Origin of the sequence: Photorhabdus akhurstii (assembly GCF_019090985.1) — a bacterium.
GTDB lineage: Bacteria > Pseudomonadota > Gammaproteobacteria > Enterobacterales > Enterobacteriaceae > Photorhabdus > Photorhabdus akhurstii.
Genome location: NZ_CP020335.1, coordinates 355,356 through 369,478 on the forward strand (window position 1 = coordinate 355,356; position 14,123 = coordinate 369,478).

9 protein-coding genes are annotated in these 14,123 nt (G+C 58.4%); 3 read left to right on the forward strand and 6 right to left on the reverse strand.

The features are described 5' to 3' along the window. Window positions 1-532: 532 nt before the first annotated feature. The gene (xerC, locus tag B0X70_RS01555) at window positions 533-1,564 is read right to left on the reverse strand and encodes a site-specific tyrosine recombinase XerC (protein WP_246593513.1); all 1,032 of its coding nucleotides are present in this window, start codon (window positions 1,562-1,564) and stop codon (window positions 533-535) included. A gap of 711 nt (window positions 1,565-2,275) precedes the next feature. Then, on the reverse strand, window positions 2,276-5,188 hold the full coding sequence (locus B0X70_RS01560) for a CHC2 zinc finger domain-containing protein (RefSeq protein WP_217470725.1): 2,913 nt from the start codon (window positions 5,186-5,188) through the stop codon (window positions 2,276-2,278). 136 nt (window positions 5,189-5,324) lie between these two features. On the opposite strand from B0X70_RS01560, the gene B0X70_RS01565 reads away from it, so the two are divergent. From B0X70_RS01565 to B0X70_RS01575, 3 genes are all read left to right on the forward strand, one after another. After that, a complete protein-coding gene (locus B0X70_RS01565) occupies window positions 5,325-5,657 on the forward strand; it encodes a helix-turn-helix domain-containing protein (RefSeq protein ID WP_046397400.1) in 333 nt (110 codons plus the stop codon). A 78-nt stretch (window positions 5,658-5,735) separates the two neighbouring features. Further along, window positions 5,736-6,056, forward strand: coding sequence for a SymE family type I addiction module toxin (locus tag B0X70_RS01570; protein ID WP_046397397.1), 321 nt, complete (start codon window positions 5,736-5,738; stop codon window positions 6,054-6,056). A 14-nt stretch (window positions 6,057-6,070) separates the two neighbouring features. Further along, window positions 6,071-6,268, forward strand: coding sequence for a DUF7706 family protein (locus B0X70_RS01575; RefSeq protein ID WP_046397398.1), 198 nt, complete (start codon window positions 6,071-6,073; stop codon window positions 6,266-6,268). 264 nt (window positions 6,269-6,532) lie between these two features. Here the strand turns inward: B0X70_RS01575 and B0X70_RS01580 are convergent, their stop codons facing one another. The 4 genes from B0X70_RS01580 to B0X70_RS01595 form a co-directional block, all read right to left on the reverse strand. Then, the gene (locus B0X70_RS01580) at window positions 6,533-7,060 is read right to left on the reverse strand and encodes an SMI1/KNR4 family protein (protein ID WP_217470723.1); all 528 of its coding nucleotides are present in this window, start codon (window positions 7,058-7,060) and stop codon (window positions 6,533-6,535) included. A 3-nt stretch (window positions 7,061-7,063) separates the two neighbouring features. Further along, complete coding sequence (locus B0X70_RS01585) at window positions 7,064-11,647, reverse strand: RHS repeat-associated core domain-containing protein (RefSeq protein WP_217470726.1); 4,584 nt, start codon at window positions 11,645-11,647, stop codon at window positions 7,064-7,066. A gap of 15 nt (window positions 11,648-11,662) precedes the next feature. Beyond that, window positions 11,663-12,115: a DcrB-related protein gene (locus B0X70_RS01590; protein WP_217470727.1), complete on the reverse strand. Its 453-nt coding sequence runs from the start codon at window positions 12,113-12,115 to the stop codon at window positions 11,663-11,665. A gap of 62 nt (window positions 12,116-12,177) precedes the next feature. Beyond that, entirely contained in the window at window positions 12,178-14,106 is a 1,929-nt protein-coding gene (locus B0X70_RS01595) for a type VI secretion system Vgr family protein (protein WP_217470728.1), read from the reverse strand. Between the last annotated feature and the right edge of the window lie 17 nt (window positions 14,107-14,123).

A 14,123-nucleotide genomic window follows, 5' to 3' on the forward strand; every position in this document is an offset into this window, starting at 1 on the left:
AGCGGGGTTGGGGCGGGGGCAATAAACCGCGGCCAGCTCGCTGGCCTGCCTTCAGGGCTGTTGACCCTGACGGACTGACCGGCAACGGCTTAAGGCGGATGTTGATACCGGAGCCGCCACGGATGGCGGCGACTGCGGCGGTGGGATTTTGCATTGAGGCTGACAGCAGCGGGCGCAGCCCGGTGCGCCGCTGGGGCTAAGAAGCTCAACCCGGCGGCCAGCCGCTCACCGGGGCTGAGGTGGCCGCGCAGCGCCCTTCGGTGGGCGGCGCCGACATAATGTTTGTTAAGCGCGGCGGGCCGTTCAGGCCCATTGCGCTTAATGCCACATTATGTTGAATGGCGGCTGACCGGCAACGATTGTCACAGAGAACGCCGAAGTTCAGCGCCGGGCGGCCGGCATTTACCGCCGGGCACGCCGATGGTAGGGAGGCAGTCCGTGCGCAGGGACGCGCGCGGTCTGCCTTTCACTGCGCCCCACACGCTTACAGGGAACCGGCTAACATTAAAGACGGTCCGGCAACGCAGGGCGTTCAGTCCGGCTTCGGGCTGTCCGGCTTGTTACTATTCGCCTGCTTGTCGTCTGGCAGCGTTGCCTGCTTTGACTGCCGTTCTGCCGGGTGGGTCTGCTCATGCACTTCCTTTAAGTGACCGATAGCCACCCGTGTATAGATTTGCGTGGTTTCCAGCTTCTCATGCCCCAGTATCGCCTGGATATGCCGGGTGTCCGCGCCGTTCTCCAGCATCTGGGTTGCCATTGAGTGGCGGAACAGATGACAGGCCCCCGGTTTAGCCAGTTGCGCCTGTTTACGGATGCTGTCGGCGGCTATCTGGGTTAACGTGCCTCTGGCCAGTCCCCGGCCTTTCTTAGTGATAAACAGGTGACCGCTGTCCCCCCGCCGCGTTAACTCGGGCCGGACACTGAGCCAGCGGCTTAACCAGTGCAGCGCCTGTTCGCCGATGGGCACCACCCGGTCCTTATTGCCTTTTCCCTGTCTGACCAGCACCACCCCACGTCCGAAGTCCACCTCGCTTAACAGCAGGTTCGCCACTTCCATCCGCCGGATACCGGTACTCCACAACACTTCAAGGATAACCCGGTTTCTCAGGCCCGTGAGGGTGTCGATATTGGCGGCGGCTAAGACCGTGTGGGTTTCGTCTTCATTCATCACCTGCGCCGGCAGCCGTTTTTCTTCTCTTGGCAATACCATGTTATCCGTCGGGTTATACAGGATATGGTGACGTTGCAACAGCCAGCGGAACCACTGACGTAAGACACTCAGCCGGTCCCGCTGACTGCCCGGGCTGTAGGGCTGACCGTTCGTTTTACGGTAGCTTCTCAGCCAGCGCTGATAGCTTTCCAGCAACGGCAGGCTGACCTGCGGCGCCGTCATCACTCCGCGTGCTTCACACCAGGTGACGAACGGCAACAGCCGCTCTTCATAAGCTTCCTGTGTCCGTTCGCTTAAGCCCTGTCCCTGTACGGCTTCCAGCCAGGCGGCCAGATGCTGGCGTAAGGTGGCGAAGCGGGCCGGGATGGCGTCGGGTTGACCGTGGGTTTCCATGACAGAGGGGCGTTTTTTTCTGTCTGGCGAGGCGAGGGTTGTCGCCGGGCTGGTTGGGATAGCGTGCTGTTGCTGCAACCAGTCGAACCACAGGCGTAAGGACCGCAGGCGTCGGCGCTGACTGTCCGGCGTATAGGGCTGGCCGCCGGCCTTGCGGTACCGGGCCAGATACTGCTGCCAGTTTGCCAGTAACGGCTCGGTGACCTGAGCCGCGGAGATTACGCCCTGTTCCTCACACCAGCTGACGAACGGCGACAGCCGTTCATGACGGGCGGACTGGCTCTTTTGACTCGCCCCCTGCAACAGCAGGTTATCCAGATACGCGTCCAGATGCTGGCGCAGGGTCAGCGGGTGGGATTGACGTTTAACGGGTGATGACATGATGGGATTTCCTGTAGAGAACAGCGGTTAGTGTTATCGGTGTGTGATACGTCACTACGGTACGATGGCTTGATTTTTAAGTGGCCGGAACAGTGCTTTTCTGCCTGCCCAGACTTGCGAGTCATTCAGCCCTTGGCTACTGTGGCTTGCAGCCGGTTTTGGTGAACCAGACTTGACCCCGACTTGGGGCAGACTTGGCCCTGACTTGCCTTCATTTGAGCCAGACTTGCGCCAGTCATATTCACACTTTCCTTTCTGGCTTTCGGGTTCGTTGATGAAGGGGCAGTATGATACGACGGCCTGATTGTTAGGGAGCCGGAACAGTCCTTTTCAGGCTGGCCCGACTTGCGAACCGTTCAGCCCTTTGTCACTGCGGCTTGCAGCCGGTTTTAGTGAACCAGACTTGGCCCTGACTTGGGGCAGACTTGACCCCGACTTGCCTTCATCCGGGCCAGACTTGCGCGAGTCATATACACTATTGGCAGCCTGATTTTCCGGTTCAATCAGGCCGCACAGGTGAGCCTCCTCCGCTTTATCGCCATTCCAGAGCAGTTCATATTGCAACAGATGGCCGCGACTGCCGCCGTGTGTCAGCAGATATTCCATGTCGCTCAGGCGCTGACAGTGGAGTTTAAGCTGGCTGTCACTCCAGTGGGTGTAACTGCGGATGTCCCGGCGGGTAAAGCGGATATCTTTCACCGGGCGTTGCTGCGCTGCCGCCGTCGCTTTCACCATCTCTTGTATCAGCAGCAACAGTTTCCTTGTCTGGGGCGGCATTTCATCCAGCGTGCGGCCTAATATCTCGTGGGCCAGCCGGTTTGCTAAGCTAATATCGTCTTTGGTCACCTCGATATATTCAAGCCGTTTGCCCCGGTGTTCCGCGGTCTTCACCTCGCGCTGGTGCTGATGCAGCAGGGCGATACTTTGTATCAGGGTGAGATATTTCATGTGGTCGCGCCGGGTGCGGGTTTTATCGCTCATGAATGTTAACTGTGAAGCATAAGGATTCACCACATTGAGCGGACGCAACAGCCGCTGAGCGTTTTGATGCAGCTCGGTGATATATGCCTTTTCATTCTCGGCCAGTAAACCTTCGAGGGTCTGCTTATGACGTTGCAAGGCGTGAATAGCTTCGGTCTGTTCCCGCGATTCGTTCACGGTCAGGACTAAACAGCGATTTAACAGCTCTTCATCGACATCAATCGCGGTGGTGGTGAGCATCAGCATCACCGGTCCTTTCACTGTGTACTGTTTGGTGACCAGATTCCCGCTGGCGTCGTCTTTACCGGTGCTGGCAATGGTCAGCTCGCCGTCGCTTTGCAACAGCTTAAGCGCATAGGCGGCCTGCCGCACCCCTTCCTCTTCGGCAATGGCTAAGATTTTATGCTGGAGATTGGTTTCCCCCAGATAGAACAGACTCTGGCCGGTCATGGCGCTGTATTGCAGCCGTTCCTCTTCCGGTATCAGATTGAGGACGGCATCCATTAAGCTGCTTTTCCCTGCCGCCGAACTGCTTTGTATCAGCACCGCCAGCGGACGCTCCAGCTTGCGACTGACGGCGGCTAAGTAACCGGCCAGCAGGTTAGTGGATTCGCCCACCACGCCACAGGCGGCTAAGTCCGCGGTGACGCGCTCGCTCAGTTTCGGGTCCTGCAACAGGGCTAACGCCGCGGCCCGCTGCTCCTCGCTCAGTTCGGGAACCGGCGGGGTTTCGGTTTGCTCACCGACGCCGGCCTGTTGACACTGTTCCAGTACCAGCAACACCTGCCCCAGTGAACGCCGCAGGTCCCCTTCGGCCAGCCCCAGTTCGGTGGCGGCCAGCCGCGCATACCCGCCCCGGCTGCGGGCGCTCATCATGTCCACGCTGTCGGCGAACATCACGCCGCTGTCGGTATCAACCACCTGAACATTGACTTTCATCACTGCCGCCCCGGCTTTCACCTGTGACAGGCCCCGGATACCCCACTGTTGTGTGCCCAGCGTCAGGGATATTTCGCCGTTGGCGCCGGTTTCCCAGACTACATTCGGCACTGACGGCAATGCGGCTATTCCGGCGGCTAAGGCGCTGACCGTTTCCGGCACCGGAACCGGCTGATGTTCTGCCAGCGCGGCCCGCTCTGTGGCGGTGGTTGCCTGTACCTCTGCCGCATCCTGCATCGACACGGCGCTGTCCAGCAACAACCCGAAGGCCCGTTCCGGCTCGGCGACCTGACACAGATAGCCGTTGGCATCCATGCCCTCGGGGAACACCACCCGGAACACGGCGATACCGGTGGCGGTCAGTTCGGCGGCCAGTTTTACCGCCGCTTCATTGCCTGCCGGATCATTGTCGTAGGCGATCAAGACCTGCTTAACGCCATGCCGCCGGAACGCCTGCCGCATCTCATCGGTGAAGCCGTTCACCCCATACGCAGCGGTAACATGGCGGTGACCGGCTACCCAGAACGACAGGGCGTCGATCAACGATTCACAGAGGATAGCCGACCCTGAACTGATCAGCGCCGGCTCATTCCATATCCCGCCATGTGCGCCGGGCAGGTACAGATGCAGCGGCGTTCCTTTGCGTAAGCGGTCGGTGATTTTGCGCCCGTAGATCTCGCGGATCTGGCCGTTCGGGTCGATAACCGGTATGACCAGCGAGCCGGTAAAGTGCTCGTGCCCGCTGTCGCGCATCAGCCCCACGGCCCGAAGACGGGCGCGGATCTGTGCGCCGGCCTGCACCGCCTTGATGGGCAGGCGATAGGCTAACGTGCGGTTGGCAAAGCCCAGTTTAAACTGGGCGACTAATTCCGGGTGGTTGAGCCGCCGTTTTTCCAGATAGGCCAGGGCTTCGGGGGCATTCAGCAGCGTATGATGGTAGAACCCGACGACCCGACTGAGCAGCGCCTGCCGTCCGGCGTCATCATCGGCCAGCATGGCCGGTTCATCCGGTTGCACCAGCGGGGCCACCGAGGGGTTATCTCCCAGTACTCCACGTAGATGTTCCACAGCCCGGCGCAGACTTAAGCCCTTGGTTTTCATTACCCAGTCCAGCACGGCGCCGCCGGCATCACAGCCAAAACAGTGATAGAGATTTTTTGCCGGTGAGATGACCATTGACGGGGTTTTCTCCTGATGGAACGGGCACAGCAGCACGTAATCGTTGCCGCGTTTAAAGAGCTGTCGCCCCTGTTGCTCCACCACGGCGACTAAGGAGACGGCGGCTTTCAGGTGCTGTAATTCTGCTTCGGGAATGCGTGCCATAAAAATGTTCCTTTTAAATCCTTGTCAATGCTCTATATAGATACTATTATATGTCCCATAAAGGTTATTTAGTCAAGTCTATTCAGAACAGGGGGAGATAATGGAAGCCATCACGACTGATAAAGGAACATTCTGGATGAGCTTTTCTGCCCGTTTTCTGCAACTGCGTAAGCAACAAGGACTGACTCAGCCACAGATGGCTGACAAGGTGGGGATACATCTGACACAAGTTCGTCGCTATGAATCTGGTGAGGCTCAACCCTCTTTAGACATTCTTAAACGTATTGCTGTTACGTTTAATGTTTCAGCAGACTGGCTGATATTTGAGGAGGGCGAGCGGGAGCCGCAGGACGAACTTAAGCTAAAGTTTGAGGCGGTTAAACAGATGGACGAGGAGGAGCGACGTTCTGTGACCTCGGTTCTGGATGCAATGATTTTAAAACATCAGGCAAAACGGTTATTGGGCTGACCTGATTTAATGCGGCTTTACCGTGGTTGCAACACGATACAGCCGCTAACCACAAGCAACTATGCGAGGTAGTTAATTATGGCTAAGACGCATTCTAAGGCAGAAGTCGCTGTAAATAAAGCAGCGAAAACAGAACGTTATTACACCGTGGGATACGTGCCGCAAAACGACAAGGCTAAAGCACCGCCTGCGATACACCTGAAAGGTCAATGGCTTAAGGCCGCAGGCTTTGATATTGGCGGCACTTTAACGGTGAAGGTGATGAATGGTTGTCTGGTGCTAATACCGGACAGTGACAACACCCACACCATCAGGCAACAGTACCTGCGCCAGCAGGAGCAACTCAGTGATATCAAGCTCCGCATGCGCGAACTCATTGGCGACTACAAAACCATTTAAAGGAGGGGAATAGCATGAGAGCAGGGATTGAGCAGCTAAAGGAAGTGCACCTGAGCCATGACGAAGCAATGGCACTGGCGCAACTGGTTAAGCGGTTGAGCTGGGCAGAGATACGGACCTGTGCGGTTGATGACACGGAAGCCTGGGTTATCAAGGCCGCGATAGGGCGGCTCCAGTCGGCACTGGCATATCACGGGTATTCGCCACGGTAAGAAAGAAGTCAGCCGGAAGTGATTCCGGCTTTCTGCTGTTTCAGAGAAAAAACAGAATAAAATAGCTAAAATATAGTCTATGTATATATTTACTATGAATCTTATATTTTCCTGTATTATTCCTTTGTTTATCTTCTTATTTATTTTATATTTTCGTGATTTTAATTTATATATTTAATATATAAGTTCAACCCTGTAAAATATTTATTTTAAGTATAAAAACAATAAAGCCGGAAAGATCACGGGGATCTTTCCGGCTTATTTTTAAATGCTACTAAATTCTATATTTTTAGAAGGAAAACCATCAGGGAATGACATGCATTTGACGTTTCTTGATAAAACACCTTCTAAAAAATCAATGAAATTTTCTTGCCTATATTCAACTTCTGGTGCCCTTGCCGCAATAATAGCGACATTCCATAAGTCACTATTATCTGACGATACAACCCAAAATATATAATCGCCGTTATCTGTAACTCCCATAGGAAGCAATCCATTAATATCGGGATAAAGAATAAACGGATAATAATCTGGATCAGATTCAACAAGGGACTGAAAATCTTCAACAATCCATTCTTTTTGCCTAAAGAAATTTAAATCATCATCTTCGCTAAATGGGTTAAATATAGTGATAAAATCAGCAATTCTACCTGTTCCATATTGGGTTATAAAATCAATATAGTCTTTAGGAAAAGAACACTGTTCATCTATTAACGGCCACGTTTTACCTTCACCATTTTCATTAGGATGAACAGGTAAGGGCAATAGATTTTTTAAGCTCTCTATACTCATTGTTTATATTCCTGGAGGGTTAAGAACGGTGACATATTCAAAGAAGCCCCCTGAACCTTCGGCTTTCATTGTAATACCTGCTGGTATTCTGGATGGTCCTTTATAAATAGGAATAGAACTCATTTCAACAACTTCTCCTTGTTCTAAGGCTTTTCTTATTCTACCTTCGACTCCACTCATGACAGGAGTATTAGCAGGTCTTTGTTGAAGAGTAACCAAGTTCCTAACATCATCACCAGAACCACCTAATTGTCGTCCGAGCAAATGGCCCCTAGCTCTGTTAGAACCTTTTCCTGTAATAAATCCTGGCGGCTGTATATCGGGATTAGCGTGCGTACCCATATTAATATGACCTTTATCTAAAGTGGCATGAACTCCTGTAGGGCGCCCTAAATGATCTAATTCGCCATATTTAATACTATTAGGACATCCCGTCAATCCGAGCGGATCAACCCAGTTCGCCGGATTATGGACATACGAATAAGGATTCAGGCCCCCTGCCAGCCCTAGAGGGTCGGCACAGAGATATTGCCCGGTCTCGTTATCGTAATACCTAAAACGATTATAGTATAGCCCGCTTTCCTCGTCTTCGTACTGACCGGCGAACCGGAGATGACACGTCAGATTCCGCGGGTCATTGAGCGTCAGCACCGGCCAGCATTCCGGCTCGCCCCAGGTGAGTAACCGGCCGGCCCATATCAGCTCCCCGTCCTCGGTCAGAATTTCCCGCACGGTCCCCTGGTGATCGCTCACCACATAGTATAGCCGGCCTTTTTCAAACCGGGCCGAAGGGGTCAGGGCGCCCGGCTCATACAGCCAGTGAATGCTCTGTTCATACCCGACAGTGCCATCCGCATATACCGGCGTCTCTTCAATCAGCTGCTCCCCGCTCCACAGGTAATCATAGCCGATTATCGCGGTCGGTTTCACCGGTTGTCCGGTGTCGTCTGTCTCCTTCCGCTTGCTAATCCGTCGCCCGAAAGCGTCATAACCATAGCGCCAGCGCGTCCCTTCCGGGCTGATAAACCCGGTCAGCCGGTCGTGCGCGTCCCAGCGGTAGCGCCAGGTCCGCGGCCGGTAGCCCCGGCGCTGTTCGGTTTTCTCTGTCCGCCGCCCGTTTTCATCGTAGCGATACGTGCAGGCGCCGTGCTGAATCACCCGCCCCGCCTGCTGGGTGTGGTAGCTCTGGCGCAGGTCTTCACTGAGCCGTTCCGGCACCCGTTTTTGGTAATGCAGGTGCTGGCCGGCGTCGTACACAAACAGTTCATCACAGGCCCGCATTCCGCCAAACTGCGCGGTCACCACCTGGTCATTCACATTGTAGCCGTAGCGCGTCTCGTCCCAGCGGGTGTCTTCCATGCAGGCCACGTTGTAGGCCGGGGTGTAATGCCAGTGGCGGGTCACCGCGCTGCCCCGCGGCGGAAAATGCGGGTCGGCCTCGTACAGGGTCTGCTTGAACCAGTCGGAGCTGCGCCCGGCGGTCTGATGGGCCAGCAGCCCCACCGGGGTGTAAGCGTGTGACTGGATAAAGCCGGCGGCGCTTTCCCGCGCGATTTCCCGGCCCAGCCCGTCATGCTGCATCTGCAACGGGGCATGGCCGTCAAGCTGCCACTGCATCAGCCGGCCGTTGAGGCCGTAGTACCAGCTGACCGCGGGCTGGGTGTCCGCCTGGTATCCGGTGGGCAGGCCGCTCATCGGGTCCCACTGATGGCTGACGGCGCGTCCGTTAATTGTCTCCCGGGTCAGGCGGCCGGCTTCATCGTATTCAAACGCCACCACCGAGTCCGGGTTAGCGGCCCGGACCAGTCGTCCCTGCGCGTCGTGGTCGTAGGTGGTGACTGAGCATAACGTGCACCGGTCATTCTCTTCCTGCCACGCTTCTTGGCGGGTAACGCGGTCATCGTCGGTGTAGCGCCAGCGCAGCAGCTGGTGATTGGGGTAACGGGCGGTGAGGCGGCGTCCGGCGGCGTCATACTGATAATGAATCGTCCGGCCGGTAAAATCGGTTTCGCTGATAACCCGGCCGGCCGGGTCACGGGTGTAGTGGTAAGTTTCACCGGTTTCATTGGTCACGGTTTTCAGGCGGGTCAGTCGGTCGTAGCCAAAGGTCAGGGCCGCGCCATCCGGGCGGGTGAGGCGGCTGAGCCGGTCAAAGGCGTCATAGGTATAGCGGGTGGTCCGGCCTTCCCCGTCGGTGACTGCCGAGACCCGGCGCTCGCTGTCGTAGTCAATCGTCTGACGAATGCCATCCGGTAACTGTATCTCGCTGACGCTGCCCGCCGGGCTGGCATGAAACGGGCTGTGGTGATAGTCGGTCTGCTGATGTAACGCGTCGGTGACCCGCAGCAGCCGGCCCAGTCCGTCGGTGTCAAACCGGGTCAGGGCGCCGTCCGGGGCCCGAATTTCACTGAGCTGCTGCCGCTCATAGCCGTAGCGCCAGGCGCGGCCGTCGGGCAGGACCTGGCGCAGGATTTCCCCGCGCGGCCCGTAACGGGTCTCTTCCACCCGCCCCTGGGGGTCGATAACGCTGTCCAGGTTGCCCTGTTCGTTGTAATGCAGTCGCCAGCGTGCGCCATCCGGCTGAGTGACCTGGGTAAGCTGGCCGTATTCATTGTAATCGTAAGCGGTGAGGTCACCGGTGGATGACAGCAGGCCGGTCAGCTCGCCGTAAGGGCTGTACTCATACGCAGTGGTCCGGCCCAGCGGGTCGGTTTCGGCGACTTTGCAACTGAAATCCCATTCGGTCCGGGTTTCATGGCCGAGCGGGTCCACCAGGCGGGTCACCAGGCCGTCGGCGTTATAGTGGTAGCGGGTACAGCCGCCTTCGGCATCGAAGTAGGTGGTGACGCGGTGTTCGTCATCGTATTCAAAACGGTCCTGCCAGTACCCCTGCGGGGTGGTGGTGGCCGTCACCCGGCCCGCGTTATCGTAGTGCACGGTGACATCGGTTTTATCGGTGTCATGCCAGCGGGTCATGTTCCCCTGCGGCGTGTATTCATGCCACAGGTGGTGAAACTGAAAGGCGTCACATTCCGCCAGATACCCGGGGTTATCATAGCGGCAAGTCACCAGCCGCTGGCGCTGTTCCGCGTGCAGCCAGTCAATGGCCGTGAGCCGCTGGCGCTCGTAGTGCAGCGCCAGGGTCGTGGTGTCGGCATGGACCAGGCGGGTCAGGCGCTGCTGTTCATCATAATGAAAAACCGTCTGGTTGCCGTTGCGGTCTTCAATCATGGACAGGCGGCGTTTATCCCCCTGAACCTCGGCAAAACTCAGTATCTGCTGGGCGCGGCGGTTGAACAGGCGCAGCTCGCCGTCGCGCCGGCCGTACAGCAGATAATGCCCGGCATGGAGGTTGACCGAGAAGACGTTTTCCGTCGGGGTATGGAAGGTGTAAATCACCCCTTCGCCATCAGTGAAATGGGTTTCCTCGCCGTCGCGGCGCAGGTGCTGCGACCAGTCGTCGGCCCATTGGGGGCCGAACAGCCCGGACAGGGCGGCGGTGGAGCGGTAAGTCCGGTTCAGGGTCAGCGGCAGCACTCCCGGCAGGGCCAGCACCGGCCAGACCTGGAGGAAGTCGCCGGTCGCCACGTCTACCGGTTCGCCGGCTTTGTGACAGAGCTGACTGTCACAGCCGGTTTTTTTCACCGACGGGGCGGGTTCCGCCCCGGATTTGGCTTTGCCGCCGTTGTCTTTCCGGCCAAGCGGCAGCGGGAGCAGGCCGGCAATGGCGACCAGCCAGCGCAGGTCTTTGTTGCTGGCGGTCAGGATAGTCAGGGCGTCACCGGTTTGTGTGGTGAGGGCAATCGAGGCGGCGGCGCTGTTGATATTGGCGTCACAGGCGGTGCGGTGGCCCAGCCGGGCAATCGGCCTGCCGTTGGCAAACACCGTTTTCGCCCCTTCGGCAATCACCACCGGGCCGGGGTGGTCGCTGCACACAATTTTGTCCCCCTGTCGGGCCACCGGCCGGCCTTCAAAAAAGACATCCGGCGACCCTTCGACAATCTGGCCTTTATTCGCCCCGTACTGCCCGAGCGCCGCGCCCACGGACGAGACCAGTCCGCCGACAAAACCGCCCGCCAGTCCGACCGCCGCCCCGGCGACCACGGCCATCGCCAGGCCGCCGGTCGCCACAACTAGCCCGCTGACGGCCACCGCCGCCAGCGCGCCGAGCAGCACGCCGCCCAGCGCCCCCCATAATCCGGCGCTTTTATTCTGGTGGGCAATCGCATCCCCGAGCCGGGCCGGGGCCTGGCCTTCGGTGGCGACGGTGCGCTGGCCCCAAAGCGACATCACGCCATGCGTGAGGCTTTCGCCGATATCACTGCCTATCTGCGCCCCCAGCTTCCCGGCGGCCACCCCGGCGACCAGCGGAAGGACGGCGGGGGCGCCGCCCACCGCAACGGTATACGTCATCGCCGCCGCCAGCGAATGACGCTGAAAATCCTCACTTTCCAGATAATTCAGCACCGTATCGGCAGAAGAGCTGCCTTCGGTCGGCGGCGGAGAATTCCCCGCGGCGGCCGTCTTTGTTTGGGGTGTACGCTGCGCGGCGCCGGCCCCCAGCCAGGCCATCATCAATACGCTCATGGCTCCTCCCGGACACTATTGTGGGTTATCATCCCGGCGGGGCTGAAACGAGGTCATGATGGCCAGCATCTGCTCGCGCTGAGCCGGGGTCATGGCGCCGTTGCAGGTGCCGGTCAGAATCAGCACCTGGTGTGGCAGGTTGAGCATCATCATCAGCTGATGCAGGGGACCCTGCGGGGCGGACCAGGTGAACTCGGCGGTCAGGGTGTCGCGGCCATTGAGCTGGCCGGGTTCCTGGGCGATAAGCTGCCAGTCTTTCAGCTGCTGACTGAGGGCGGTGATTTCGCGCTCGGCAAACTGGGGGAAGTCGAGGCCCCAGGGCAGGGTGTCGCGGGACAGGGTGAAGCTGCTGCCGTTGTGGTCCTCGGGGCTGGTGAGCACCAGCATGCTGACATCCCGCCAGTCGCGGGGCACGTTGAGGGTGCCGGCGTTAAAGTGAAAAGGGATGAAGGTATTTTCCTGCGTCATCGGGTTCTCCGGGTGCGTGTTCAGGGCGCCCGGCGGGTCGCCGGGCCGTTATTCAGGTCAGATTAGTTATTCAGGCCGATTTTGCTGCCGTTAACGGACACCCCGTCGGCGTTCAGGGTAATGACTGAGCCGCCAAAGGTGAGCGTGATATGCGTTTGGGTCATCTCAATGCTGCCCGCGCCGACGGTCAGGGTGATGTTGTCGCTGGCCGTATAGAACTGGGTGCCCTCGCCGGCTTTGCCCGCGGCGGCTTTGACCTGTATCTGGTTGGCTTCGGTGCTGCGCAGCCGGCAGATGGTTTCGGTGAGGCTGCCCTGTTCAACGCGGGTCTGTTCATCCCCGGTCTTTACCGCCACCTGGCGGTTGCCGGTTTCCACCACCAGGGTCTGGTCGTGTTTCACCACGGTGTGCATGTCCCGCTGGGCGTGCAGCGCCAGCTCTTCACTGCCTTTGGCATCCTCGAAGCGCAGCTCGTTGTAGCCTTCCCCTTTATGGGTTTTGGAACGAAAGGCCATCTGGGTTTTGCTGCCGGGCAGGTCCCCCGGCGGGAGGTTGCTGGCATGGTAGGTGCGCCCGGTGACAATCGGCTGGTCCGGGTCGCCGTTAAGAAAATCCACCACCACTTCCTGACCGATACGCGGTATCGCCAGCATGCCCCAGCCCTGACCGGCCCAGGGCTGGGTGACCCGTATCCAGCAGGAGCTGTGGTCATTACTCTGGCCGTAGCGGTCCCAGAGGAATTGCAGGCGGATACGGCCGTACGGGTCACAGTAGATTTCTTCGCCCTCCGGACCCACCACTTTGGCAATCTGCGGGCCCTCCATCACCGGTTTGGGTAACGGGGCCGGGCGCCAGTGCTGATTGTAGGGAATGAAGGTGAAGTCGTTGCTCAGGGTGGTGCCGCTCTCCCCGGCGGTCTGCTCCAGCGCCTGCGGCTGGCTGCCCCGGTGGGTGACGCAGACCAGCTGCCAGAGCCGGTTGAGGTCAGGCCGGGGATGGTGAGTCAGGGTGAACAGCACGCCGGGCTGCATTGTCGCGGCGTTACTTTCACCGTCGCCGGTCAGGGCATTATTGCGCAGGGCTTCCAGCCGGTAGCGGGTGAAATCCGCGCCGTGCTGTTCGTCTTTGAAGCGGCCGGGAAAATCGAAGTGTTCGTACCCGGTATGCTGGAGGTCCTGTTCCCGCATCTGATGACGGAACTCCGCCGCCCAGGCCGGGTTTTTGAAGGTGTAATCTTTGAGCTCGACCACCGCCGGCCGCACCTGCGCCTGGCGGGTCAGCCGGGTAATGCACAGCTGCTGGGCCTGTTCAGCCTCTTCGGGGTGATAGGGCAGCACCGGGCCTTTGACGACAGAGCCGGCATCGTCGGCAAACACCAGGGTGTTTTTATTGCCGGTGAACTCAAAGAAGTAAAAAATCCCCTCTTCGGCGGTGAGCCGTTGCAGGAATTCAAAATCGGTTTCGCGGTACTGGACGCAGAACTCCCGTTCCGGGTGGGGATTACGCAGACTGAACGCCACATCGCGGACGCCGTTCTCTTTGAGCAGGGTGGTGATGATGGTTTTGATATCCTGCTGCTGAAAAATCCGGGCATTCTGGCGCAGGGTGGCGCGCCACATATCGGGCCGGATGGTCATGTCATAGCGGGTCTGATGTTTGCCGGTATTGCCCTGGACAAAGCTGGCGACCATGCCGGTGACGGTACGCTCGACTTTGCCTTCGCGCAGGATGGTCAGGGTGGCGCTTTTGTCGAGGACGGCGGTGAAATCAATCGCCGGGTCGGTACTGGCTAAACTGACCGTCAGCGTGAACGGGGTGGAGAGGGCTTCGTGCAGGGTAAATCCGGCCACCACGAAGGTGTGTGGCGGCAGTCCGCCGGCGGTGAGGGTAAACTGTAAGCCGCCGGCGCTTTGGGGACTCAGCTGGTCAGCGATTTGTTGAGCGATGTTTCTGGTGCCGGCCTGGCCGGCGGTTTTTTTCTGGAATGACATAGGGGGATTCCTTCTCT